The organism is Rhizobium sp. 268 (assembly GCF_036571585.1).
GTDB classification, from domain to species: Bacteria; Pseudomonadota; Alphaproteobacteria; order Rhizobiales; family Rhizobiaceae; genus Rhizobium; species Rhizobium redzepovicii.
In genome coordinates this window covers 1-23,733 of sequence record NZ_JAPPSO010000016.1, presented here as the reverse complement: position 1 = coordinate 23,733, position 23,733 = coordinate 1, and the positions used below count along the sequence as shown (strand labels likewise).

Here is a 23,733-nt window from a genome sequence, read left to right as displayed (position 1 = left end):
TCGCTGCTTGGCAGAGAATGCCATTACAACATCAATTCGGCTATCGAATTCGAAAAGCTAGAACGCGGATCATTATTGAACCATATCAAAATCATAGAGCCGGAAAGTGAATCACTTCCCGGCTTTCATTCATTGAATCAGTTCCTGAGCGCGCCGCCTCAAGCGGCTGCGAAGACTCAGCAAATCAGGCGGCGTCTTCGATCTCCTCGCTGGTCTTGCGCGGCACGTAGTTTAGCACCGGCCCGAGCCAGCGTTCGACTTCGGAAACCTCCATGCCCTTGCGCTTGGCATAGTCTTCCACCTGATCGCGCTCCACCTTGGCGACGCCGAAGTAATAGGAGTCGGGGTGGCCGATATAGAGACCCGAGACCGATGAGCCCGGCCACATCGCATAACTCTCCGTCAGCTTAACACCGGCAGCCTTTTCCGCGTCGAGCAGCCTGAAGAGCGTTGCCTTTTCGGTGTGGTCGGGCTGGGCGGGATAACCCGGCGCAGGCCGGATGCCGGCATAGGCTTCGGTGATCAGATCCTCATTGCTGAGCGTCTCGTCTTTTGCATAGCCCCAATATTCGCGCCGCACCTGCTCGTGCATGCGCTCGGCAAAGGCCTCGGCGAAGCGGTCGGCCAGCGCCTTGACGAGGATCGAGGAATAGTCGTCGTTCGCACGCTCGAAGCGCTCGGCGATGGCGATTTCCTCGATGCCCGCCGTCACCACGAAGCCGCCGACATAGTCCTGCACGCCGCTTGTGACAGGCGCCACGAAATCGGAGAGCGCCACGTTCGCCCGCCCATCGCGCTTCGAAAGCTGCTGGCGCAAGGTGTAGAAGGTGGCAAGCTCCTTGCTGCGGCTTTCATCGGTGAACAGCCGAATGTCGTCGCCGACGGCGCCGGCCGGCCAGAAGCCGATGACGGCGCGCGGGCGGAACCACTTTTCGTCGATGATCTTCTTGAGCATCGACTGCGCATCAGCCCAGAGCGCACGCGCCGCTTCGCCCTGCTTCTCGTCCTCGAGAATGGCGGGGTAACGGCCGCGCAGTTCCCAGGTCTGGAAGAACGGCGTCCAGTCGATATATCTGGCAAGCTCGGCCAGATCGTAATCCTCGAATACCCGCGTGCCAAAGAATTGCGGCTTCGTCGGCTGGTAGCCGGACCAGTCGACCTTATGCGCATTGTCGCGGGCCCGCGGCAATGGAAGGCGCACTTTCTCTGCCTCGCTGCGCGCATGGGCGGCCGCCACCTTGGCGTATTCGGCCCTTGTATCGTCGACATAACCCTGGCGCGTTTCCGGCGACAGCAGCGCCGAGACGACGCCGACGGCGCGGCTCGCATCGGTGACGTAGATCGCCTGCCCCTTGTTGTAGCCGGGATGGATCTTCACCGCCGTATGCACGCGGCTGGTCGTCGCCCCGCCGATCAGCAGTGGGATGTCGAACCCCTGCCGCTCCATCTCAGCCGCAACATGCACCATCTCGTCGAGCGACGGCGTGATCAGGCCGGAAAGGCCGATGACATCGACTTTTTCAGCGATTGCCGTGTCGAGAATCTTCGTCGCCGGCACCATGACGCCGAGGTCGACGATCTCGTAATTGTTGCAGGCCAGCACGACGCCGACGATGTTCTTGCCGATATCGTGCACGTCGCCCTTGACCGTCGCCATCAGGATTTTGCCGGCCGAGCGACGTTCTTCGCCGCCGTTCAGGCGCTTTTCCTCTTCCATGTAGGGCAGCAGCACGGCGACCGCCTGCTTCATGACCCGCGCCGACTTGACCACCTGCGGCAGGAACATCTTGCCCGAGCCAAACAGATCGCCGACGACGTTCATGCCGGCCATCAGCGGCCCTTCGATGACGTGCAGCGGCCGGGCCGCCTGCTGGCGCGCCTCCTCGGTATCGGCTTCGATATATTCGGTGATGCCGTTGACCAGCGCATGTTCGAGACGCTTCTCAACGCTCCATTCGCGCCAGGAAAGATCCTGGACCCGGCCTTCCCTGGCGCCGGCGCCGCGGAAACGCTCGGCGACTTCGAGCAGCCGCTCGGTGCCGTCGGGGCGGCGGTTCAGCACCACGTCTTCGCAGGCCTCGCGCAGCTCCGGATCGATATTGTCGTAGACGGCGAGCTGGCCGGCATTGACGATGCCCATGTCCATACCCGCCTGGATGGCGTGGTAGAGAAACACGGCGTGCATCGCCTCGCGCACCGGCTCGTTGCCGCGGAACGAGAAGGACAGGTTGGAGACGCCGCCCGAAATATGCACCAGCGGCATGCGCTCGCGGATCGTCCGCGTCGCCTCGATGAAATCGACGCCGTAATTATTGTGCTCTTCGATGCCGGTCGCGACCGCGAAAATGTTCGGGTCGAAGATGATATCCTCGGGTGGGAAGCCGATCTTCTCTGTCAGAAGCTTGTAAGCGCGGGTGCAGATTTCCACCTTGCGCTCATAGCTGTCCGCCTGCCCCGTCTCGTCGAAGGCCATGACGACGACGGCGGCACCGTAATTGTGCAACAGCCGCGCCTGGGCGAGAAAATTCTCCTCGCCTTCCTTCAGCGAGATCGAGTTGACGATCGGCTTGCCCTGGACGCGCTTCAGGCCGGATTCGATGATCGAGAATTTCGAACTGTCGATCATCACGGGCACACGGGCGATATCGGGCTCGGCGGCGATCAGGTTGAGGAACTCGACCATCGCCTTTTCGGAATCGATCAGGCCCTCATCCATGTTGATGTCGATCACCTGCGCGCCGTTCTCGACCTGGTCGCGTGCGACGTCGAGCGCTGCCGTGTAGTCGGCATTGGTGATCAGCCTGCGGAACTTCGCCGAGCCGGTGACGTTGGTGCGCTCGCCGACATTGACGAAGGGGATGTCCTTGGTCAGCTCGAAGGGTTCGAGGCCCGACAGCGACATGAAAGGGCGATGCTCGGGAAGCGGCCGCGGCTTGTACTTGGCGACGGTCTCGGCGATCGCCCGGATATGCTCGGGCGTCGAACCGCAGCAGCCGCCGACGATGTTGACCAGGCCTTCGCGGGCAAAGCTGTCGATCTGCGCCGCCATCAGCTCCGGCGTTTCGTCGTACTGGCCGAATTCGTTCGGGAGGCCGGCATTCGGATAGGCGCAGATGAAAGTATCGGCGACACCCGAAAGCTCCTGCAGATGCGGGCGCATCGCATTGGCGCCGAGGGCGCAGTTCAGCCCGATCGTGAAGGGATTGGCGTGGCGCACCGAATTCCAGAAGGCCGACGGCGTCTGGCCGGAGAGCGTGCGGCCGGAAAGGTCGGTGATCGTGCCGGAGATCATGACGGGCAGGCGCACGCCCTTGGCCTCGAAGCGCTCCTCGCAGGCGAAGATCGCCGCCTTGGCGTTCAGCGTGTCGAAGATCGTCTCGATCAGGATGATGTCGGCGCCGCCGTCGATCAGGCCGTCGATCTGCTCGCCATAGGCGGAGCGCAGATCGTCGAAGGTAACGGCGCGGAAACCGGGATTGTTGACGTCGGGCGAAATCGAGGCGGTGCGGTTGGTCGGGCCGATGGCGCCGGCGACGAAACGGCGGCGGCCGTCCTCGCGCTCGGCACGCTGTGCCGCGCGGCGGACGATCTCCGCACCCTCCTTGTTGAGGTCGTAGACCGCCCCTTCCATCTCGTAATCGGCCTGGGCGATGCGGGTCGAGGAGAAGGTGTTGGTCTCGAGAATATCGGCGCCGGCCTTGGCGTATTTATAATGGATCTCTTCGATCGCATCCGGCTGGGTCAGGATCAGAAGGTCGTTATTGCCCTTCTGGTGGCAGGCGCAGCCGATAAAGCGGGTGCCGCGGAACTGGTCTTCGTCATAGCCCAGCCCCTGGATCTGCGTGCCCATGGCGCCGTCGAGGACGAGGATGCGCTCGCTCGCGGCTTTGCGCAGCGCTGCGAAAATTTCGTTGCCGTCACGTTTGCCCGTTTCCGGACCAAAGAGAGTATCGAACACGGGAGGGCTCCTTGACGTCGTAAGACCAGACAGTTCAAATCACATAAAGATATCTTTATGTCAATATATGCCTATCGATTTCGTGCTTTGCAAGTCTCAGCGGATGACAGGCTTGAACGGCCTCTATATAGGCAATTGACACGCATTGCCCACCAAATCGGAGGAGTATCATGGCACCCGCAACCGGCAACGCCGCGCTTGGCAACTGGACGAGCCGCGCCTATCACCGCGACTGGCTGCTTGCCCAGGCAAACGGCCTCTTCGATTTCTTCCAGCACAATTCGGTCAACCCAAAGGGCGGCTTCTACGATCTCGACGATAACGGCAAGCCGCTCGATGCCGAGGGCCAAGTGCGCAGCATCCATATCGCCGCGCGCGCCGTGCATTGTTTTGCCATCGGCGCCCTGCTCGGCCGTCCGGGTGCTGCCGACGTCGTCGACCACGGCATGGACTATCTCTGGAACCATCACCGCGACCTGAGGAATGGCGGCTATTTCTGGTCGCTCGACAACAGTGGTCCGGTCGATTCCAACAAGCAGGGTTATGGCCATGCTTTCGTGCTGCTCGCCGCCTCATCGGCCAAGACGATCGGCCATCCGCTGGCCGACGGCATGCTTGCCGATATTACCGAGGTCCTGAACACCAAGTTCTGGGAGCCGCGCCACGGCGCCATCGCCGAGGAATTCACCGCCGACTGGCAGCCGCTCGACAGCGGCGCCTACCGCGGCCAGAACTCCAACATGCACCTGACCGAAGCGCTGATGGCCGCCTTCGAAGCATCAGGCGACCGGGATTACCTGACCAAGGCCGAAAGCATCGCCGACCTCGTCATCCGGCGCGCGGCCGGTTCGGTCGACTGGCGCGTCGCCGAGCACTTCGACGCCGAATGGAAGCTCGACAAGCAATACTATCATCCGAACGAAATGTTCCGCCCGGCCGGCACGACGCCCGGCCATTGGCTGGAATGGACCCGCCTCATCCTGCAGCTTTGGGCCCTCGGCGGCAAACGCATCGAGTGGATGCCGGATGCGGCCAAAGCCCTCTTCGAGCAATCAATGGCGCTCGGCTGGGACAGCGACAAGGGCGGCTTCTTCTATACGCTCGACTGGAACGACAAGCCCGCCAAGCGCAATAAGCTCTGGTGGCCGGCCTGCGAGGGTGCGGCCGCCGCCCATTTCCTCAACGAGCACCTGCCGAGCGACTATCACGAGGAATGCTACCGCAAAATCTGGAATGTGATCGAACGCGCCTTCATCGACCATCGGAACGGCGGCTGGCATGAGGAGCTGACGGAGGATCTCGTTCCCGCCCATTCGCTCTTCCCCGGCAAGGGCGATATCTACCACGCCCTGCAGGCCTGCCTCATCCCGCTCTTCCCGGCAACCGGCAGCCTGACGAAGAGCATTACTGAGGCCGGCGGCAGGCTCTGAGGTTCACTAACCGGCGCCCGCCTATCCAGCAAATGGCCGGCTCAGAGCAGCGGGTCGAGCCGCAGCGTGTCCAGATCCTTTGCCAGCATCAGCGCCAGGGCCTCGACCGCGAGATTGTGGTCGTCGCGCTGGGGCAGGCCGGAGACGGTGACCGCGCCGATGCAGCCGGTGCCCTTGACGTTGATCGGGAAACTGCCGCCATGCGGCGCATAATCGGCGCCGGAAAGCCCGTTATCCTCGACCGTCTTGCCGTCCTTGCCGAGCTTCAGGCCGGAGGCATAGCTGCTGCGGAAATAGCGCAGCACCATGTTGCGCTTGCGTCTGACCCAGTTGACGTTGTCGGGCGTCACGCCAGGCAGTGCGGCATAGAAGACCGGCATCGAATGCAGGGTCACATCGATCGCGATGCCGAGGCCGCGCTCGGTGGCAAGTTCCTGCAGGAGCTTGCCGAGCTGCCATGCCGTCGTCAGATCGAAAGCGTCGAAGCTCAGCGCCTTCTCCTGTTCCGCGATCCGGCTGAGATCCTGTTCGACTGTCATGGCTAAGCACTCCTCTGCCGTGATGATCCGCTGCGACCATTCTTGCGGGGAGCAAAAAAGTAAAGCAAAAACTTGGAGCTACCCCGGGCTCAGAGTTTCGGCGTCAGCATCTCGAAGCGGTCGCGGATGGTGGCGCAGGTATCGCCGCCGAGCCGCGCAATGGCATCGACGGCGGCCGGATCGACATGCAGCCGTTCCGGATCCACGACGCCGTCCTGATAATGCGCATAGACGATCTCGCCCATGACGATCTGCCGCGAGCGCCCGAGCTCCAGCGTCACATGCCGCCGGCATTCGAAGGCTGCCGGCGCCTCGGCGATCCAGGGCGAGGCCACCTTCGCGCCCGGCATCGCCGTCAACCCAGCCTCCTTCAACTCGTCGACGCCGCGGGGATAGCGAGCGCCGCAGACATGCATCGCCTCGGCGATGGCGAAAGAGACGATGTTGACCGTGAAGACCTCGGTCATGCGAATATTGTGGCCGGTGTCCTTGAACGACATGTCGGCATTGTTTTCGACCCCGATCGCGAGGATCGGCGGATCGGCCGAAAGGCAGTTGAAGAAGCTGAAAGGGGCTGCGTTGATCCGCCCGTGTTCGTCGACCGTCGTCACCAGCGCAATCGGCCGTGGAATGATCGTGCCGATCATCAGCTTGTAACGCTCGCGCTCACTGAGCTCTTTGAAGTCGAAGGAGATGGCCATGGCTCAGCCGAGCTTCCCGGCCGGCGCAAAGACGCCCATCGCTCCGGTGAAGGGTTTCGGCAGCGGCGAGGCGTAGGAGCCGCGCTTGCTGGTGGAAAGGCCGAGCGAAACCAGCGCCTCTGCCTGCTTGACGGCGGCCGAGACACCATCGATGACGGGCACGCCGTAGATATCCTGCAATTCCCTCGCCAGATCCGTCATGCCGGCGCAGCCCAGCACGATCGCCTCGGCGCCGTCTTCGGCAAGCGCCCGTTCGATCTCGGCCCTGAGCTTGCCGATTGCGCCCGAGGCCGGATCTTCAAGCTCGAGCACCGGGATATCGGAGGCGCGCACCTTGGCGCGCTCGCCCATGCCGTAGCGGCGCACCAGATTGTCGATCAGCACCCGTGACCGCTCCAGCGTCGTCACCACGGTGAAGCGTTGCGCTAGGAAACCCGCTGTCGCGACGGCGGATTCGCAGAGCCCGAGGATCGGCGCATCGGCGAAACTCCGCGCCGCGTCGAGCCCAGTATCGTCAAAGCAGGCGATGACGGCCGCGTCGTAACCCGCCGCCCATCGTTCCTTCAGTTCGGAAAGCAGGCCGGGGATCGCCAGCGCCCCGTCATAATGGCCCTCGATGGAGACGGGCCCCATCTGCGAAGTGGCGGCGATGATTTCCGTGCCTGAAGCAGCCACCGCCCGCGCAGCGGTGGCCGCCTTCTCGGTCATGGAGGCCGTGGTGTTCGGATTGACGATGAGGATGCGCATGTCAGTTGATCTTTGCCTGCCGCCGGCTGAGCATCGTCATGATGCCGAGGGCGATGAGAATGATGGTGAAGGAAAACAGCGTCGTCACCGTGCCGAGCGCATAGAGCACCGGCGTCGTGACATTGGTGGTCATGCCGTAGATTTCGAGCGGCAGCGTATTGTAAGTGCCTGACGTCATCAACGTGCGGGCGAATTCGTCATAAGATAGCGTAAAGCCGAACAGGCCGACGCCGATCAGGCTCGGCGCGATCATCGGCAGCACGACATGGCGGAAGGTCTGCCATGCGGACGCGCCGAGGTCGCGCGCCGCCTCTTCATAGGCCGGCGAGAAGCGGTTGAAGACGGCAAACATGATCAGCACGCCGAAGGGCAGCGTCCAGGTGAGATGCGCGCCGAAGGCCGAGGAATACCAGGCGGGCTTCAGCCCGCCCTCCTGGAAGACGACGCCAATGCCGAGCGAAACGATGATCGACGGCACGACAAGGCTGGCGACAGTGGCATAGAACAGCACGGTCGAACCGCGGAAACGGCGGCGGAAGGCGAGGCCGGCGAGCAGCGACACGGTGACGGTCACGGCCATGACCATCAGCCCGAGGCTGAAGGAGCGCCGGAACGAGGCGCCGAAATCGCCGACCGCCTGTTTTTCGAACAGGTTGAAGAACCAATGGGTGGAAACGCCGTTCATCGGGAAGGTCAGCCCGCCGTCCGGCCCCTGGAAGGACAGGATCAGCACCGCCGAGAGCGGACCGTAGAGGAACAGCACGAAGACGGCGAAGAAGATCGCCAGCAGATAGAATTCGAGGCCGCGTTTTTCGTGGTTCATCTCAAAGCTCCTTGCGGATGTCGACGACGCGCAGGATGGCTGCGACCATCAGCAAAACCACGGCCAGCAGCACCACGGCATTGGCGGCCGCCGCCGGATATTGCAGCAGCGACATCTGGTTCTTCATCATCAGCGCCACCGAGGCGCTCTGGCCGCCGGACATCACCTGCACCGTCGAGAAATCGGCCATGACGAGGGTGACGACGAAGATCGTGCCGATCGCCATGCCGGGTTTTGCCAGCGGAATGACGACATTCCACAGCACCTGCCAGCCGGAGGCGCCGGCATCACGCGCCGCCTCGAACAGCGACCGGTCGATGCGCATCAGCGTGTTGAAGATCGGCGTGACCATGAACAGCGTATAGAGATGCACCATGGCGAGCACGACGGCGAAATCGGAATAGAGCAGCCATTCGATCGGCTGCGGGATGATGCCCATCTTAATAAGCGACGAATTGACAAGGCCATTGCGCCCGAGCACCGGGATCCACGAGATCATGCGGATGATGTTCGAGGTCATGAACGGCACGGTGCAGACGAGAAACAGGATCATCTGCGTCGAGGTCTTGCGGATGTGGAAGGCGAGGAAATAGGCGACCCAGAAACCGATGAGAAGCGTCAGCGCCCAGACGATCGCCGTGAATTTCAGTGTGTTGAGATAGGTCTTCCAGGTTACCCATGAACCGAGCGTGTCGGTGTAGTTCATGGTGAGGAAGTCGGGATAGAGGCCGGCGAAATCGTAGTCCCAGAAGCTGACGACGGTGATCATGGCGATCGGCAGCAGGAAGAAGAAGCCGAGGATGGCGATCAGCGGCGTCGCCTGGAGATAGGAGATGGCTGAGGGGGAGAGGCGCAACGTGCGGCGTATAGGCTGCTTGCTGTCTTCCGTTGCCGCTGCGATGGTCGCCATGATCGGTTCTCCGTTCTCACTAGATCAGGTGGGACGGGAGCGCGTGCAGCCCCCTCATCCGCCTGCCGGCACCTTCTCCCCGCTGGGGAGAAGAGGAATCGCGGCAGCGTCTCGGCAGCCGCGAGCCTTGATCTTTTGTTGCCTGCCGAGCGGCAAGCTCCCCCTTCTCCCCAGCGGGGAGAAGATGCCCGAAGGGCAGATGAGGGGCGGAGCGCAGCGACGTCTAGAGCATCAGCAAAAGACAATGCTTCTCCGCCCCCTCGCCGATCAAGCAGCGATGAACTCGTTCCAGCGGCGGACCATGTAGCGGTCTTCGTCCATCACCGAGTTCCAGCAGGCGACGGCCCCCATGCGTGCTTCGAAGGCGCCGCCGTCGCGCACCGCACCGGCCTTCTCCATGACCTTGCCTTCGGGCGACAGGATATCGCCCTGCGCCGGCTTGCCTTCGATCCAATAGCCCCATTCGTCAGCCGACATGAAGTTCTTGGCGGTGTCCATGCAGGCGGAGTAGTAGCCCTGGCGGTTGAGATAACCGCCGACCCAGCCTGATGTGTACCAGTTGATATATTCATAGGCCGCGTCGAGCTCGGCGCCCTTCAGATGCGAGGCAAGGCCGAGTCCGCCGCCCCAGGCGCGGTATCCTTCCTTGAGCGGCTGATACTTGCAGGCGATGCCTTTGGAGCGGACGGCGGCCACAGCCGGAGACCACATCGACTGGATAACGACCTCGCCCGAGGCCATCAGGTTGACCGACTCGTCGAAGCTCTTCCAGAAGGCGCGGAACTGGCCGTCGCCCTTGGCCTTGATCAGGAATTCGATCGTCTTGTCGATCTCTTCCTTGGTCATGTTGCCCTTGTCGGCATATTTGATGTTGCCCATGGCTTCCATGATCATCGCCGCATCCATGATGCCGATCGACGGGATGTTGAGGATCGAGGTCTTGCCCTTGAACTTCGGATCCATGATGTCGGCCCAGCTGGTGATGTCGCGGCCGACGAGATCCGGGCGGATGCCGAGCGTATCGGCGTTGTAGATTGTCGGAACCATCGTCATCCACTGCGTCGGCTCCTTGGCGAACTTCTTGGAGCCCTGCGCCTCGACGAAGCCGACCGTGTGCGGCGCCGTGCCCTGGGCGATGACGCTGTCTGCCTTCAATTTGCCGTTGATGAACAGCGGCACGATCTTGTCGTAATATTTGAGCTTCTTGACGTCCATCGGCTGCAGCACGCCCGTCGGAAACACCTTCTTGGCGATCCAGTATTCGATATCGGCAATGTCGTAGCTGTCGGGCTGGGTAACGGCCCGCTGGGCGGCGGCGTCGGAATCGGTCGCCGTCATCTCCAGAGTGATGCCGAGATCGGCTTTGCACTTCTCGGCGATGGCATTGATGTTCGAAACGCCGGTGCCGAACTGGCGAAGCGTGATGTTCGTCTTCGCCCAGATGGTGGGAAAGCCGGTGAGAGCGCCGGAGCCGGCAATGGCGCCGACGGCGGCGGCACCCGTCTTCAGCAGGGTGCGGCGGGAAAGACCCTTCGCGGCCTTGGTCGATGTCGTTTCAGTCGTCATGTCAGTTCCCCTTTTTTGATGTGGAAGGTCTTGGTTTTTGATTGGTCATGCGGAAGCGCGGCCGAGCAGCACGGCATCATCGAGTTCCCAGCTGAGCGCGACCGTCTCGCCGACGGCGACCGGGCGGGCGAAATAGTCGCTGTCGTCTGATATGACCGTGAAGTCGTCGCTGCCGGCGCCGAGCACGGTGATCTTCACGGAGGAGCCGCGATATTCGACGTTGGAGACGACGCCGTTGAAGCCGAGCGTCCATTCGCTCGCCACCTGCAAGCGCACGCGGTCGGTGCGAATGCCGATATCGACCGGTTCGCCGACCTCCCTGCCCGCCCCGCGCACGGAAAAGCTCTGCCCCTCCGGCACGGTCATGACGAGCACGCCGTCCTCGCTCGATGTCACCCGGCCGCTGAGCACGTTGTGATCGCCCATGAAGCGGGCGACGAAGGCGGTTGCCGGCTTCTCGAAGACCTCGCGCGGGGCAGCCGCCTGCTCGATCCGGCCATCATTCATGATGACCATGATGTCGGCGAGCGCCATCGCCTCTTCCTGGCTGTGGGTGACGTGCACGAAGGTGATGCCGAGCGACTTCTGCAGCTTCTTCAGTTCGGCGCGCATGCGGATCTTCAGGAACGGATCGAGCGCCGACAGCGGCTCGTCGAGCAGCAGCGCCTCAGGGTCGGTGATCAGTGCGCGCGCCAGCGCCACGCGCTGCTGCTGGCCGCCGGAAAGCTGGGCCGGACGCCTGTTAGCATAGGGCTCCATCTGCATCAGCTTCAGCATGTCGAGCGCCTTGGCCCGCCGCTCCGCCTTGTCGACGCCCTTCATCTTCAGGCTGAAGGCGACATTGTCGATGAGATCCAGATGCGGAAACAGCGCATAGGACTGGAACATCATCGCCGTGCCGCGCCGGGCCGGCGGAAAATCGGTGACGACTGTATTGCCGAGCCGGATATCGCCCGACGAGATGCTCTCATGGCCGGCGATCATGCGCAGCGTCGAAGTCTTGCCGCAGCCGGACGGGCCGAGGAAGCAGCAATAGGAGCCGGCCGGAATCTTCAGGCTGATCGCCTGTACCGCGGTCGTTGCCCCATAGACCTTCGAAACGGATACTATATCGATCTCTGCCGCTTTCGACATCATGCCTTCCCCTGTTTGGAAAAGACGATGCACTTGCCGTGCCAATTTGCCGACGACTTCTCAACCCATTGTGAATCATGGGTTTTCTCTGCCGTAGATCGGAGGGAGATAAAGTATGAGCAAAACGATGCCTGCACAGGATTTAGGCTATCGTCCTCAATTTATGCAGATGATCGTATACAATTTGCTGGCGCTTCGAGCACAAATTCCGTTTAACTTTTGCCGGGAAGCCAGATATGGTTTGCCGATCATCAGGAAATCGATTTTCATGAAATCCGCTGCCAAGGCCATGCAGGCCGAAGACTCCGCCGAAACCAGCGCACAACTGATCCGTGATTCCATTCGCGAAGCAATCGTCGAGCGCAGGCTTTCGCCCGGCACCAAGCTCTCCGAAAAAGATGTCGGCAACCTCTTCAGCGTCAGCCGCACGCTTGCCCGCGCGGCACTGCAGGCGCTCTCCTATGAAGGTCTCGTCAGCGTCGAGAAGAACCGCGGCGCCTTTGTCGCCTATCCCTCGCCCGACGAGGCCCGGCAGATCTTTGCCGCCCGCCGCCTGGTCGAGCCCGGCATATTGCGAGAGGCAGCCGCGCGGATCACGCCTGGTGACATCAGCCAGCTGAAACAGCTTCTGCTGGAGGAAGGCCGCCTGATGAGCGAGCGCGGCCAGACGGCGCGACGCGCCGAGATCAAGGCGTCAGGCGATTTTCACTTGAGGCTGGCCGAGATCTCCGGCAATGCGATCATGCAACGCTTCATGGAAGAACTGGTCGCCCGCTCGTCGCTGGTGATTGCCCTTTACGGCCAGTCGACCGCCTCGAGCTGCGGCCATTCAGAACATGGCGAGATCATCACGGCGATCGAAAATAACGAGCTCGACCGCGCTTGCCAGCTGATGCTGCATCACATCACCCATATCGAGACCGATCTCGACCTGCGCGAACGCAAGAGCCTCGGCCTCAAGGAAGCCTTCGAGCTTTAATGCAGGTCCCCCGGAAGGGTGCAGCGGTTCCGGAATAACGACATGCATCGAAACAAAGAGCTAGAGCGCGTCGCATGAATCAAGTTTGATGCGACGCGCTTTAGGAATGCCTTTCGGGCTGTCGGCATGGGACGACGCCGGGCGTGCGGCTTCGCCACGCCGTCGCGAGTCCCGCGCAGTCCGAAGCCCTACCAAGGCGTCTGCTTCGGCAGCATCTCGAAGGCCGCGAAGATATCCTCCGCCGTCCTCGGCTCATCCGAGCGCAGCTTGACGGTCCCGTCGCGCCCGATCAGGATCAGCCCGAACTCGCCGGATTGCGGGCCCTGCAGCCGCTCTCTGACATCGTCGGCATCGAGATCGGAGTCATCGTCGAACAGCGAGAAAGCGCCGCCGCCGGCGATGATGAAAACTTCGACGTCTTCCTCGATGAGACGCATATGCGCGTTCCGCAGCCATTCGTCCTGGATGACGGCGCGGTCGTCCTGGGCATCGGCAAAGATGATCAGCACCCGCTTCCTGTCGCGAAACTGCTCGAGCGACTGCGGAAGTTCCGGTTCACGCCGCGGCGTGCCGATGATTTCATGAACGATGGATTTCAGCATGGTGCTTATTCCTCACCCGCACTGGCGGCGGGCATGCCAGTAAACGGCTGGCAATGGGCGAGGTTCCGCCTGGAAGCGGAAAAGGATCGCAGCCATGGCCGCGATCCTCATCCTGTCAGTCGCGGTTCTGATCTTCGGCCGCGTGGGCCGAAACGGCGACGAGATCGACCGTGCCGTTGGCAAGCAGGCGCTTGCGCACCAGCACGCGCATGACACGCGCCGCCGTCGAAAAGGTCATCTGGTCGAGCGGGCCTTCGCCCTCCCACGGCTTGGTCAGCCGCTCGGTGACGGCGCCGACGATGTTCATCGGCACGATGTCGGTGCATTCGCGCATGGCTTCGAATACGAAGCCGATAGGGATGACCCGTCCTTCGTAGGTGACGATCGGTTCGGTCAATTCGCTGTCCCATTCCTCGAAGGCGTAAAGTGCTTCGCGAAACAGCTGCTGGAGGGTAAACGGCGCGTGGCCGTCATGAAGTGGCGGCAGGGCATTCATCATGTCTGTCTCCTCTTGATGGGTTGAGGCCAAAGTCCTCCGGTCTCGGTCGCGCCAACGCGGGGAATGGCAGGTTTTGCTGCCCCTGCGAACCGAATAACACTATTGATTCTATAGAGTAACGCGCTGGGGTAAAGCCCAATTCTGCGCCCTTGCGGAAGCGAATTCCATAACGCGCTGATTTTCTTGCGTGTTTTAGTGGAAATTTTCTCAGCCACGCCCCTTCCTGAAAATCCATGCCAGCGGCTGCAAATCGCCCCGCAATGGTACGACGGGGCGAAAAAACCCTGCAAATTCACGGAACTTTTGCCGCTTTAATTTGTTTTGTTCTCACACTTCGAAAAACAGTCTGGGGTAATCACCAATGACGCAAATCCATGAACCGGAGCGCCGAAGCAGAATCCTGCGCGGCCGCCCATATAGCCTTGATGAATTCGCTTCCAAATATGGTCTTGGCGGCGAGCAGGCCGAAAGACTTTTCACCCGTTTTGGGCCCTCTTCGATCGAGCTCGACCTGCTGATGGCTGCCAAGCGGCGCCTGCCGGTTCGTAACGACGGGCCGGTTCCGCAGGACAGAATTGCCGAATAACACCTTTCACGAATGGAATAGATAGATGAGCGACAAGCGCCACGAATGGATTAGCAAAAGAGCTTACGCGATCTGGGAAGAACAGGGCCGTCCCGAAGGGCGCGGTGACGAACACTGGCGCCAGGCAGTGGCCGAGCGCAATGCCCTGGAACGCACGCAAGCCTCCGTCGACGGCCGCGAGGTGCTGGTGAAATTTCGCCCGAAACAGCCGCGGCCCGAACTGCCGCTCCAGGATTGGCTCAACCCTTCGACCAAGGTTGGCTGATCTCTATCTTATGTTGGCTGCTGAGGCCCCTGCGGGGAACCTCAGGATGAAGGCGGAGAGAGGTTGCGGCTTACCTCATCGGAGATTGCGGCGCCTTACGCCGATAGCCTAGCAGCAGGGCACAACAATGCGGGCGGAGAGAGGGCGCGGCTTGCCCGCCCAAGAACGCAGAGCCCTGCCGCCGACGGTCTAGCCTCAGGGCACAACAACTAGCCCTCATGGTGAGGAGGCACGCAGGGCCGTCTCGAACCACGAGGGATGGCCACTCCAGCGCCGCACGATTGCTGCTCACTCGCTCCCCATGCTCGCCTCTCGCCATGGAAGTCACAATCTACATCCTCCGTTGCAGCGATGGCTCTTATTATACCGGGCTGACCAAGCAGGAGATCGAGGCGCGTGTCTGGGAGCACAATGCCGGCACCTATGACGGCTACACCGCCAAGCGCCTTCCCGTCGAACTCGTGTTCACCGAAACCTACGACCGCATCATCGACGCCATCGCCCGCGAGCGCCAGATCAAGGGTTGGTCGCGCCAGCAACGGCAACGTACAAGGATGAGGTTGGAGAGAGGTTGGCGCTTGGGGTTTGCGGCTCGCGCGCGCCAACAATGGCACAGTCTAGCCGTTTCCCGAGACACCAGCGCCGCCATTGGAAACCATTCTTCAAGCATAATGGCACAAATCCAGGGAGTACGAGCTTTCCCTCTGCCCGCCCGCGACAATGCCGCTCGACACTTTCTTCGCAAAATCGGAAACGGATGAGAATGAAAACGTGGTCGCTCGCAGGACGCGGATTTCATCTCGTCGTGGCCGATCCCGGCGCCCGGTCGGTGCTGTAAGATCGGGAAGAGCCTGAAAGCCCTGCCGGGGCGGGCCGTGTCAGAAAACGTTGTTTTCCACGCTAAGCGCCCTGTGGACCTCGGTCCAGAACAGCGCCAGCGGGGTGTCGCCGTTGCGTTCGGCAACGAGCGCGCGGATCAGCGCTTCGGAGCCTGCCATGTCCTGCCAGCTGGATTTCAGGCCTTTGGCGGCCTGTTGGCATTCGGCAATCTCGAAGGGTCGCTTGCTGTCCATATGAGGTCTCCTCGTGGAAAGGCGCTAGCAGGCGGAGCCGGGATTGTCATTCCCCGCATATGTGGGGATGCCTTGTATTTATGACGGTCCTCACGGTAGGATTGAGGGAATTGGGGCAGTGGAAATGATCGAGAATAGCTATAGCGATAAGTTCGAGTCCGCCTTCGAACAGATCAAGGCGGCGGCCAATGTGGATGCTGCCATCCGCATTCTCCAGGCGCAATATGGCCTCGATTTCGTCACCTACCATCTCGCCCAGACGATCGCCAGCAAGATCGACTCGCCCTTCGTGCGCACCACCTATCCGGATGCCTGGGTCTCCCGTTACCTGTTGAACAGCTATGTGAAGGTGGATCCGATCGTCAAACAGGGCTTCGAGCGCCAGCTGCCTTTCGACTGGAGCGAGGTCGAGCCGACGCCGGAGGCCTATGCCATGCTGGTCGACGCCCAGAAGCACGGCATCGGCGGCAACGGCTATTCCATTCCCGTCGCCGACAAGGCGCAGCGCCGCGCGCTGCTGTCGGTGAACGCCCGAATCCCGGTCGAGGAATGGACGGAGCTTGTCCGGCGCTGCCGCAACGAATGGATCGAGATCGCCCACCTGATCCATCGCAAGGCCGTCTACGAGCTGCACGGCGAGAACGACCCTGTGCCGGCACTGTCGCCACGCGAGATCGAGTGCCTGCACTGGACAGCACTCGGCAAGGATTACAAGGACATCTCTGTCATCCTCGGCATTTCCGAGCACACCACACGCGATTATCTGAAGACCGCCCGCTTCAAGCTCGGCTGCGCCACCATCTCGGCCGCCGCCTCGCGGGCCGTGCAATTGCGCATCATCAATCCATAGTCTTTGCTCGGCGCATGTCGTGACGTCAGCCCTCATGCTTTTGGGCTAATCCCCTCATCTGAGGGGGCCCATCTGAGGGAATTTCCGAACCGGCCGGCCTGAACCATTCTGCTCTCCACGAACTTGTAAACGCTGGAGGGCAAAAATGTTCGTTATCATTCAGGCACATGAGTATCAGAAATACGCTGCCGTACTCGACCAGATGTTTCGCCTGCGCAAGAAGGTGTTCGCCGATACGCTCGGCTGGGACGTTCCTGTCGTCGGCCCTTACGAACGCGACAGCTACGATGCGCTGGCTCCTGCCTATCTCGTCTGGTGCAACGACAACCGCACGCGTCTTTACGGCGGCATGCGCCTGATGCCGACGACCGGCCCGACCCTTCTCTACGATGTCTTCCGCGAGACGTTTCCCGATGCCGCCGATCTCATCGCGCCGGGCATCTGGGAGGGCACGCGCATGTGCATCGACGAAGAGGCGCTCGCCAGGGATTTCCCTCAGATCGACGCCGGCCGCGCCTTTTCGATGATGCTGCTTGCGCTTTGCGAATGCGCGCTCGATCACGGCATCCATACGATGATTTCCAACTACGAGCCCTATCTCAAGCGCGTCTACAAGCGCGCTGGCGCAGAAGTGGAAGAACTCGGCCGCGCAGACGGCTACGGCAAGTACCCCGTCTGCTGCGGCGCCTTCGAAGTGTCGGACCGCGTGCTGCGCAAGATGCGCACCGCCCTCGGCCTGACCCTACCCCTTTATGTCAGACATGTCCCGGCCCGCTCGGTCGTGACGCAATTCCTGGAGATGGCAGCATGAACCGCCTCGCTGAAACCGCAATACAGAAAGATATCGGCGCCCTGGAGCGCCACGTGCTCGCCTCCCGCGACATCGCCACGCAGATCGGGGATCCCTTCCTCTCCTATCTCCTCTCGATGGCGCTGTTCACGATCTACGAGAAGAAGGCTCACCACGAGAACGAGGCGCTGAAGAGCAGCTTCAGCTGAGGGCGCGACCCCCTCCGCACGCCTGAAGACGAGCATGTCTCCCGGCGCCTCGCGCGCAGCCGCAAAACCTGTCCCCGTTTTGCGGCTGTGCGCCCCTTCATGTCATCAGCGAATTGCCGTCACGTCATCAGGGAATCGATCGTCGAGATCAACGCGTCGTGCATATAGGGCTTCGGCAGGAAGGCGGTGTTGGCGGGCAGCGCCATGGGGTCGAGCCGCACCATGCCCGAGGTGATGATGATGCCGATATTCGGCCGCATCGCCCTCACCCGCTTGGCAAGCTGGATGCCATCCATGGTACCCGCCATATTGACATCGGTGAACAGGATATCGACATCCTGCCTGCCCTTCAGCACCACCATCGCCTCGTCGGCATTCGCCGCCTCCAGCGCCACATGGCCGACCTCTTCCAGCACATCGAGAACATTGAACCGGATCAGCGGCTCATCCTCGACGATAAGCACCACGGCACTGTTCAACGCCACCATCTGCGATCGCCCTCCTTCATCGAATCCAATCTCTGTAATTGTCGCCGGCGCGAGAAGGTTCCAGTACCGGCGCCGATGAAATATGCATCGTCCACAGATGCTTGCGCTCTGCGCTTGTGGCTCCCTGCAATTTGCGTTAGAGCGAACCGATGCTGCGGGAACCATTGCCCCGGCATCCTGGCGCCGGCCTCCGGCGCCAAGGCGCCACCACCGGCGTCAAGGGCCTGTAGCTCAATGGTTAGAGCCGGCGGCTCATAACCGCTTGGTTGGGGGTTCGAGTCCCTCCGGGCCCACCATCTTTTCCTGGGGTTTCGCAGTGCCCGGCCGTTTCGCCGGCGTTTCTGGGCGGCGGATCGAAATCTTTACAGCTACCGCCCGCCGTCTTTATTTATAGAGGATTACGGCGTCGAATCAACGGGTTAGAGCATCGCTATTTGGGCGTAGGGGCGGTGTATCGGACTTGAGCCGCCGCCCAGCGAGCTTTTAAGTGGCGAGTTGCCGGTTCGAGCCGCTCCGGAATCCAGGCGATCACAGGGTCTCCAGAAAATCCACGGCGACGACGGGGAAAATTGGGCGACGGTCTGGGCGACAATATCGCCCTTTCGCAATCGCCGCTGCCAGCCGGCAGATGAAATTATTCGCGGAAAAAGCTGTGGGGTAGACATATTCCCCAACGGCGGTCGCGCTCATTGCCGAAGATGATACACCCGGTCGACGAAAAACGCCACATCGCCATGGTAGCGTTATGGCGACACCCCGTGTCTGTATATCCTCGTTTCCAGTGAACGCGGAACAATTCGCGACGTCGTCTATCCCTACTCCACGCTCGACAAGTTGGTTTCAAGGAAGGCGGAGCCTAAGGAAACTGGAGAGCGGTTTTCCCTTGCTAAACCACTCGGGACTTAAATCCGACGGCGGCGATCCTTGCTTACAACCATCTTCGAAGCAGAATATCCCATTAGGAACAATTGCAAGGGCCTACGAGTTAATGGTTCAGTCGGGCGTAAGCGTAATCGGAGCGCGGCGCTCTCCCCATCCCTCGGGTATCCGAGGTTGCTTCCAGCCTTCGAGCTGTGACGCGGGGTTCGAATCCCTGCCCCGACAACCAAATTTGATATAATCGAACAAAGCCCGGCGATTTCGCATCGGGCTTTGTTCCCTGAAAGGGGCGACGATCTTCAGTCAGTTGTGTAAACGGCGGCATTGTCCTGGCGCTCGCAAGCCCTTGTACGAGGCGTGTCGCAGCTTTCCATCACGGGTCTTGGCGCGGTAGTCAGCTTCGCCGTCGATGCATTTGCCATTAGCTGGCCTTCTTGATCTCCGCCACGTCGTCGTGGAGGACATACATGCCGGCTTCGTGCGCCGCGTCGACGAAGGCCGCCCCCCGGAACAAGGATTTCTTAAACGGGTTTTCCTAGCAGGGACTCGGTGAGTTCGAGGTGAGCTGACCGGGTTTCCGGTAGAGGCACGCTCATGGTCGAGGACAGAAATATCATCCGAAAGCGCAAATGGCTTGCCACGGTGCGGGGTATTGTCACGCACAGCGCCGGCGGCCCTGAAGTAGAGCATGCTCCATGTGATATGCTGCTTGGCAACGCCATTCTTCGTGTCGCCAGCTTGGATCAGTCTGTTTGCAGCACCGCGGCTGCGACAGTCACACTGGACGGGATTGAGCTTGATTGCGAAGATTGCAGGCGGCTCGCCCTGAAATACGGAGACAGTCTCGGAGTTCGCGAGTAACGACCTCTCGCAGTGTTCGTCTCGATTGGTGCTGGGCTTTCCAGTCCACCTCTTGCACAAGTGCGACGACTCAACTGTGCTCGAAGATTAGACAAGCTGCCTCGCACGCCTTACAGTTGAATCATGCAGCGAATCGGCACTCAACTCATCCTCAGCGCGCATGATCTGATCGGGCATCTGAGCTGTCACCATTTGACGGCGCTCGATCTCCAGGTTGCGGAAGGAGCTTTGGCCAAGCCAGTCCTTTGGGACCCGCTGCTCCAGTTCCTGAGGGAGCGTGGGCTGAAGCATGAAAAGGGATTCATCGATAATCTGAAAACCCAAGGCCTCGATGCTACCGTCATAGACGGCATTGACGTGAACGATGACAGCGTCGGCGCGACCATGGACGCGATGCGTTCAGGGCAGCAGATCGTGGTGCAGGCGGCGCTTCGCGACGGCCGATGGATCGGGAGGGCGGACGTTCTGCGAAGGGTGGAACGAAGCAGTGACTTGGGTCCATGGTCGTACGAGATCATCGATACGAAGCTCTCCCGAGAGACCAAAGGCGGTACGGTGCTGCAGCTAAGCCTCTACGCCGAACTTCTCCATACTATGCAGGGTATTGCGCCGGAGTTTGTGCATGTCGTTGTGCCCTGGTCCAACTTCGAGCCGCAAACCTTCCGCGTCTCTGATTTTGCCGCTTTTTTCAGGAAAGTGCGGAGGGCCACCGAAGAGGCTACGGCTGCCGGACGGGGCGATCATTACCCGGAGCCGACGGAACATTGCGACATTTGCAGATGGGCAGAGCAGTGCGATGCCCGGAGACGCGACGACGACCATCTGTGCCTTGTCGCCAATATATCGAAAACCCAGATTGCGGAATTGCGGGCGCACTCTGTTACGACGACAAAGGCGTTCGCGGACCTCCCCTCGCCGATGCCGTGGAAGCCTGAACGCGGTTCTCCGGCGAGCTTCGAAAAAGCGAGAGCCCAGGCCCACATCCAGGTGTGCGCCCGGGAGGCTGGCGAGCGGCAATTCGAAATGCTCGAAGTGATACCGGCCACCGGGCTCTGCCGGCTGCCCGAACCATCGCCCGGCGACATTTTCTTCGATATCGAAGGCGATCCCTTCATCGGCGAGCACGGGCTCGAGTACCTATTCGGCTATCATTATCGTGACGAGGCGGGCAATTTGGTTCGCATTGCCGATTGGGCGTTTGACCGAAACTCCGAGAAGGTTGTTTTCGAGCGGTTCATGGGCTTCGTCACGGAACGCCGCACACAATTCCCGAACCTCCGCATCTATCACTATGCTCCATATGAGCCGGCCACATTGAAGCGGCTCATGGGGCGCTATGCCACGCGCGAAAGCGAGGTAGACAATCTCCTGCGCGGCAACGTGCTCGTCGATCTCTACAGCGTCGTTCGCAGTGCCATTCGGGCAAGCGTCGAGAGCTACTCGATCAAGAAGTTGGAGCCGTTTTACGGATTCGAGCGCTCGACACCGTTGAGAGATGCGAACGTCGCGCTCTCCGCACTTCAGGTGGCTTTGGAACTCGACGACGGCCGCTCGATATCTGACGACACAAAAACGGTGGTTGCCGCCTACAACGACGACGACTGCCGATCAACAGAAGCATTGCGGGGCTGGCTCGAACGGCTCCGCACCGATGCCATCGCTTCAGGCACCGTCATCGACCGCCCCTCCCCCGAGAGTGAAGAACCAAGCGAAAGCGTCTCAGAGCGCGACGCGCGCGTCGCCGAACTCATCGAGCGGCTGACACGGGATGTGCCGGTCGACGCCGCGGAAAGAACACCCGCCGAGCACGGGAGGTGGATTCTCGCCCACAGCCTCGGCTGGCACCGCCGGGAGGCGAAGGCAGGCTGGTGGGAGTACTTCCGGCTTTGCGACCTGACCGCGGAGGAACTGCTGGACGAAAAGGCGGCATTGGGCGGGCTGCGGTTCGTAGGCACGGTCGAGCGGACAAAGGGCGGTATCCCGACCGACCGCTATGAATTCAATATGCAGGATACGGAAATCCGTGAGGAGGACGAGCTTCGCGCCGCCGGCGGAGAGACCTTTGGCAAAGTGGTGGCGACTTCGCAGGATGCTCGAACGCTTGATGTCAGGAAGAGCAAGAAGTCCGCTGATCTCCATCCTGACGGGGTCTTTGCTCACACGCTCATCCGCACCCCCGAGCAAGAAAACTCGCTCTTGCGGCTCGGCGAGTATGTTGCCGACCATGGCATAGAGGGAAACGGACCTAATCAAGCTGCCCGCGATCTGCTTCTGCGCCAACCGCCTCGGGTCGCAGAGCCGCTACATAGGGATGGGGAAGACACCCTGACCTGCGCGGTCCGCATCGCGCCACAGCTTCAGGGTGGCGTGCTTCCAATCCAGGGGCCACCGGGGACCGGGAAGTCATTCACGGCCGCGCATATGATCTTCACTCTGCTGAAACAGGGTAAGCGGGTCGGAATCACGGCCAACAGCCACAAGGTCATCCGCCACCTGATCGACAAAACGATCGAGGTCGCCAAGGAAGAAGGCACCAAGGTGCAAGCGGGCCAGAAACTCTCTTCAAAGGTGGAGGACACTGACGACGTCCGGTTCTACGTGGACAATGGGACGGCGGTAATGGCGATCGCGTCTGGCGATGTGCAGTTGATGGGCGGTACTTCCTTCTTCTGGGCCCGCGAGGACACTGTAGCCAGCGTTGACGTGCTGTTCGTGGACGAAGCCGCGCAGATGGCGCTAGCGAACGTGCTGGCGGTCTCGCAAGCAGGATCGACACTCGTCCTCCTTGGCGATCCTCAACAATTGGAGCAACCAACGCAAGGCTCCCATCCTGATGGCACCGGAGTATCCGCACTTGACCATCTTCTGCGGGGACAGAAGACCATCGCACCTGAGCAGGGTCTATTCCTCGAGAAGACTTGGCGGCTCCACCCCGACATCACGGCCTTCAACTCCGAACTGTTCTACGAAGGCAAACTCGACTCCGAGAAGGCCTGCAGCGTCCAGGGGACAGCTTCGGCAGGCCCGTTTAAGGGCACTGGCTTGCGCTATGTCCCAGTTCGCCATTCCGGCAATCAGTCGCGTTCCATCGAAGAAGCAGACGCCGTTGCTCGGATCGTCGAAGCAATGCTGGGTTCACAAATGTATTGGACCGACCGCAAGGGCGTAACCAGTCCTTTGGCGCTCGGAGACATCATCATCATCGCACCCTACAACGCTCACGTGTTCGAGATTCAGAAACGCATTCCCGGCGCGCACGTCGGGACGGTCGACAAGTTTCAGGGTCAAGAAGCCCCGATCGCGATTTACTCGACGGCCACGTCCAGCTACGCAGACGCACCTCGGGGAATGGAGTTTCTCTACAGTTCGAACCGATTGAACGTGGCCATCAGCCGGGCGAAATGCATGGCCATCCTGGTCGCATCGCCAGAGCTTTTCGAGGCGGAGTGCAAGACGCCTCGCCAAATGCAGCTCGCCAATGCCTTCTGCAGGTACCTCGAGATGGCTGAGGTCGTGGAGATTTAGAGATTGGCCCTTTGGAGAATGACTCCAACTCACGCCTTTCTGGGTGTCGTACGCCCAAGGCGATCGCGCTAGCCAAAATGTCTCTCAGTTTCGCATAAGAGCCGCTTTTGTCTGTCATTTTCGCATAAGAATGCGCATGATAACCGAAATGTCTACCATTTTCGCCTAAGAAGCATTTTTGCCTGTCACCTTCGCATACGGTGGCGACAGAGAATATCTTGCAGCCCGTCAATGGCCGCGTGGAGGCAATTTTGTCAATCAGCACCGAACATTGACCCCTTTTGCTTATCCAATTTTGCCCCCCCTGTGCTGTAGATCA

21 protein-coding genes, 1 tRNA gene and 1 pseudogene are annotated in these 23,733 nt (G+C 60.9%); 11 read left to right on the top strand and 12 right to left on the bottom strand.

All coding sequences use genetic code 11. From position 1 onward, the window contains the following. Positions 1–184: 184 nt before the first annotated feature. Positions 185–3,958, bottom strand: a complete 3,774-nt coding sequence (gene metH, locus OS035_RS26870) for a methionine synthase (protein WP_331814256.1) — start codon at positions 3,956–3,958, stop codon at positions 185–187. A gap of 170 nt (positions 3,959–4,128) precedes the next feature. Between metH and OS035_RS26865 the strand changes: the two genes are divergently transcribed. Continuing rightward, entirely contained in the window at positions 4,129–5,388 is a 1,260-nt protein-coding gene (locus tag OS035_RS26865) for an AGE family epimerase/isomerase (protein ID WP_331814255.1), read from the top strand. 41 nt (positions 5,389–5,429) lie between these two features. Here OS035_RS26865 and OS035_RS26860 read toward each other — a convergent pair whose 3' ends face one another. From OS035_RS26860 to OS035_RS26830, 7 genes are all read right to left on the bottom strand, one after another. Continuing rightward, positions 5,430–5,927: a heme-degrading domain-containing protein gene (locus OS035_RS26860; protein ID WP_097628196.1), complete on the bottom strand. Its 498-nt coding sequence runs from the start codon at positions 5,925–5,927 to the stop codon at positions 5,430–5,432. Positions 5,928–6,016: 89 nt separating this feature from the next. Beyond that, a complete protein-coding gene (locus OS035_RS26855) occupies positions 6,017–6,628 on the bottom strand; it encodes a flavin reductase family protein (RefSeq protein WP_003593270.1) in 612 nt (203 codons plus the stop codon). Between the two features lie 3 nt (positions 6,629–6,631). Continuing rightward, on the bottom strand, positions 6,632–7,375 hold the full coding sequence (locus tag OS035_RS26850) for an aspartate/glutamate racemase family protein (RefSeq protein WP_183777623.1): 744 nt from the start codon (positions 7,373–7,375) through the stop codon (positions 6,632–6,634). Between the two features lies 1 nt (position 7,376). Further along, positions 7,377–8,198, bottom strand: a complete 822-nt coding sequence (locus tag OS035_RS26845) for an ABC transporter permease (RefSeq protein WP_097628194.1) — start codon at positions 8,196–8,198, stop codon at positions 7,377–7,379. Between the two features lies 1 nt (position 8,199). Continuing rightward, positions 8,200–9,108, bottom strand: a complete 909-nt coding sequence (locus tag OS035_RS26840; protein WP_183777621.1) for an ABC transporter permease — start codon at positions 9,106–9,108, stop codon at positions 8,200–8,202. A 267-nt stretch (positions 9,109–9,375) separates the two neighbouring features. Then, positions 9,376–10,674 carry an ABC transporter substrate-binding protein gene (locus tag OS035_RS26835; RefSeq protein WP_097628192.1) on the bottom strand — a complete coding sequence of 433 codons (1,299 nt, stop codon included), beginning with the start codon at positions 10,672–10,674 and terminating at the stop codon, positions 9,376–9,378. Between the two features lie 45 nt (positions 10,675–10,719). Then, a complete protein-coding gene (locus OS035_RS26830; RefSeq protein ID WP_097628191.1) occupies positions 10,720–11,808 on the bottom strand; it encodes an ABC transporter ATP-binding protein in 1,089 nt (362 codons plus the stop codon). Between the two features lie 268 nt (positions 11,809–12,076). On the opposite strand from OS035_RS26830, the gene OS035_RS26825 reads away from it, so the two are divergent. Beyond that, entirely contained in the window at positions 12,077–12,787 is a 711-nt protein-coding gene (locus tag OS035_RS26825) for a GntR family transcriptional regulator (protein WP_131711337.1), read from the top strand. Between the two features lie 188 nt (positions 12,788–12,975). Here OS035_RS26825 and OS035_RS26820 read toward each other — a convergent pair whose 3' ends face one another. Both OS035_RS26820 and OS035_RS26815 read right to left on the bottom strand, forming a co-directional pair. Next, complete coding sequence (locus tag OS035_RS26820) at positions 12,976–13,389, bottom strand: DUF4174 domain-containing protein (protein ID WP_331814254.1); 414 nt, start codon at positions 13,387–13,389, stop codon at positions 12,976–12,978. 115 nt (positions 13,390–13,504) lie between these two features. After that, on the bottom strand, positions 13,505–13,888 hold the full coding sequence (locus OS035_RS26815) for a hypothetical protein (RefSeq protein WP_003593258.1): 384 nt from the start codon (positions 13,886–13,888) through the stop codon (positions 13,505–13,507). 361 nt (positions 13,889–14,249) lie between these two features. Here OS035_RS26815 and OS035_RS26810 point away from each other — a divergent pair, with 361 nt between their 5' ends. The 3 genes and pseudogenes from OS035_RS26810 to OS035_RS26800 all read left to right on the top strand — a co-directional run. Further along, positions 14,250–14,474, top strand: a complete 225-nt coding sequence (locus OS035_RS26810; protein WP_183777617.1) for a hypothetical protein — start codon at positions 14,250–14,252, stop codon at positions 14,472–14,474. A 25-nt stretch (positions 14,475–14,499) separates the two neighbouring features. Beyond that, positions 14,500–14,739, top strand: coding sequence for a DUF2934 domain-containing protein (locus tag OS035_RS26805; RefSeq protein WP_097628188.1), 240 nt, complete (start codon positions 14,500–14,502; stop codon positions 14,737–14,739). Positions 14,740–15,056: 317 nt separating this feature from the next. Beyond that, positions 15,057–15,284 (top strand): annotated as a pseudogene (locus OS035_RS26800) (GIY-YIG nuclease family protein); the annotation flags it as partial. Positions 15,285–15,617: 333 nt separating this feature from the next. Here the strand turns inward: OS035_RS26800 and OS035_RS26795 are convergent. Then, complete coding sequence (locus OS035_RS26795) at positions 15,618–15,812, bottom strand: hypothetical protein (protein ID WP_097628187.1); 195 nt, start codon at positions 15,810–15,812, stop codon at positions 15,618–15,620. 124 nt (positions 15,813–15,936) lie between these two features. On the opposite strand from OS035_RS26795, the gene OS035_RS26790 reads away from it, so the two are divergent. The 3 genes from OS035_RS26790 (at position 15,937) to OS035_RS26780 (ending at position 17,661) form a co-directional block, all read left to right on the top strand. Beyond that, positions 15,937–16,662, top strand: a complete 726-nt coding sequence (locus OS035_RS26790) for a LuxR family transcriptional regulator (RefSeq protein WP_097628186.1) — start codon at positions 15,937–15,939, stop codon at positions 16,660–16,662. Positions 16,663–16,807: 145 nt separating this feature from the next. Then, on the top strand, positions 16,808–17,473 hold the full coding sequence (locus OS035_RS26785; protein WP_331814253.1) for an acyl-homoserine-lactone synthase: 666 nt from the start codon (positions 16,808–16,810) through the stop codon (positions 17,471–17,473). Continuing rightward, a complete protein-coding gene (locus OS035_RS26780) occupies positions 17,470–17,661 on the top strand; it encodes a hypothetical protein (RefSeq protein WP_003593249.1) in 192 nt (63 codons plus the stop codon). The genes OS035_RS26785 and OS035_RS26780 overlap by 4 nt, the downstream gene beginning before the upstream one ends. Positions 17,662–17,780: 119 nt before the next feature. On the opposite strand, the gene OS035_RS26775 is transcribed toward OS035_RS26780, so the two are convergent. Beyond that, a complete protein-coding gene (locus OS035_RS26775) occupies positions 17,781–18,149 on the bottom strand; it encodes a response regulator (RefSeq protein ID WP_012558426.1) in 369 nt (122 codons plus the stop codon). A 220-nt stretch (positions 18,150–18,369) separates the two neighbouring features. Between OS035_RS26775 and OS035_RS26770 the strand changes: the two genes are divergently transcribed. The 3 genes from OS035_RS26770 to OS035_RS26760 all read left to right on the top strand — a co-directional run bounded on the left by OS035_RS26770 (position 18,370) and on the right by OS035_RS26760 (position 23,414). After that, positions 18,370–18,445 (top strand) — tRNA-Ile (locus tag OS035_RS26770). Between the two features lie 1,177 nt (positions 18,446–19,622). Beyond that, the gene (locus OS035_RS26765; protein WP_331814252.1) at positions 19,623–19,889 is read left to right on the top strand and encodes a hypothetical protein; all 267 of its coding nucleotides are present in this window, start codon (positions 19,623–19,625) and stop codon (positions 19,887–19,889) included. 123 nt (positions 19,890–20,012) lie between these two features. Beyond that, a complete protein-coding gene (locus OS035_RS26760; protein WP_331814251.1) occupies positions 20,013–23,414 on the top strand; it encodes a TM0106 family RecB-like putative nuclease in 3,402 nt (1,133 codons plus the stop codon). Positions 23,415–23,733 lie beyond the last annotated feature (319 nt).

Excerpts from the sequence above, each read along its gene's own strand:
- OS035_RS26815 (WP_003593258.1), bottom strand. The coding sequence starts at position 13,888 with ATGATGAATGCCCTGCCGCCACTTCATGACGGCCACGCGCCGTTTACC.
- OS035_RS26845 (WP_097628194.1), bottom strand. The coding sequence starts at position 8,198 with ATGAACCACGAAAAACGCGGCCTCGAATTCTATCTGCTGGCGATCTTC.
- OS035_RS26795 (WP_097628187.1), bottom strand. The coding sequence starts at position 15,812 with ATGGACAGCAAGCGACCCTTCGAGATTGCCGAATGCCAACAGGCCGCC.
- OS035_RS26810 (WP_183777617.1), top strand. The coding sequence starts at position 14,250 with ATGACGCAAATCCATGAACCGGAGCGCCGAAGCAGAATCCTGCGCGGC.
- OS035_RS26780 (WP_003593249.1), top strand. The coding sequence starts at position 17,470 with ATGAACCGCCTCGCTGAAACCGCAATACAGAAAGATATCGGCGCCCTG.
- OS035_RS26765 (WP_331814252.1), top strand. The coding sequence starts at position 19,623 with ATGGTCGAGGACAGAAATATCATCCGAAAGCGCAAATGGCTTGCCACG.
- OS035_RS26790 (WP_097628186.1), top strand. The coding sequence starts at position 15,937 with ATGATCGAGAATAGCTATAGCGATAAGTTCGAGTCCGCCTTCGAACAG.
- OS035_RS26760 (WP_331814251.1), top strand. The coding sequence starts at position 20,013 with ATGCAGCGAATCGGCACTCAACTCATCCTCAGCGCGCATGATCTGATC.
- OS035_RS26865 (WP_331814255.1), top strand. The coding sequence starts at position 4,129 with ATGGCACCCGCAACCGGCAACGCCGCGCTTGGCAACTGGACGAGCCGC.
- OS035_RS26840 (WP_183777621.1), bottom strand. The coding sequence starts at position 9,108 with ATGGCGACCATCGCAGCGGCAACGGAAGACAGCAAGCAGCCTATACGC.
- OS035_RS26835 (WP_097628192.1), bottom strand. The coding sequence starts at position 10,674 with ATGACGACTGAAACGACATCGACCAAGGCCGCGAAGGGTCTTTCCCGC.
- OS035_RS26830 (WP_097628191.1), bottom strand. The coding sequence starts at position 11,808 with ATGTCGAAAGCGGCAGAGATCGATATAGTATCCGTTTCGAAGGTCTAT.
- OS035_RS26805 (WP_097628188.1), top strand. The coding sequence starts at position 14,500 with ATGAGCGACAAGCGCCACGAATGGATTAGCAAAAGAGCTTACGCGATC.
- OS035_RS26825 (WP_131711337.1), top strand. The coding sequence starts at position 12,077 with ATGAAATCCGCTGCCAAGGCCATGCAGGCCGAAGACTCCGCCGAAACC.
- OS035_RS26860 (WP_097628196.1), bottom strand. The coding sequence starts at position 5,927 with ATGACAGTCGAACAGGATCTCAGCCGGATCGCGGAACAGGAGAAGGCG.
- OS035_RS26855 (WP_003593270.1), bottom strand. The coding sequence starts at position 6,628 with ATGGCCATCTCCTTCGACTTCAAAGAGCTCAGTGAGCGCGAGCGTTAC.
- OS035_RS26775 (WP_012558426.1), bottom strand. The coding sequence starts at position 18,149 with ATGGTGGCGTTGAACAGTGCCGTGGTGCTTATCGTCGAGGATGAGCCG.
- OS035_RS26785 (WP_331814253.1), top strand. The coding sequence starts at position 16,808 with ATGTTCGTTATCATTCAGGCACATGAGTATCAGAAATACGCTGCCGTA.
- OS035_RS26850 (WP_183777623.1), bottom strand. The coding sequence starts at position 7,375 with ATGCGCATCCTCATCGTCAATCCGAACACCACGGCCTCCATGACCGAG.
- OS035_RS26820 (WP_331814254.1), bottom strand. The coding sequence starts at position 13,389 with ATGCTGAAATCCATCGTTCATGAAATCATCGGCACGCCGCGGCGTGAA.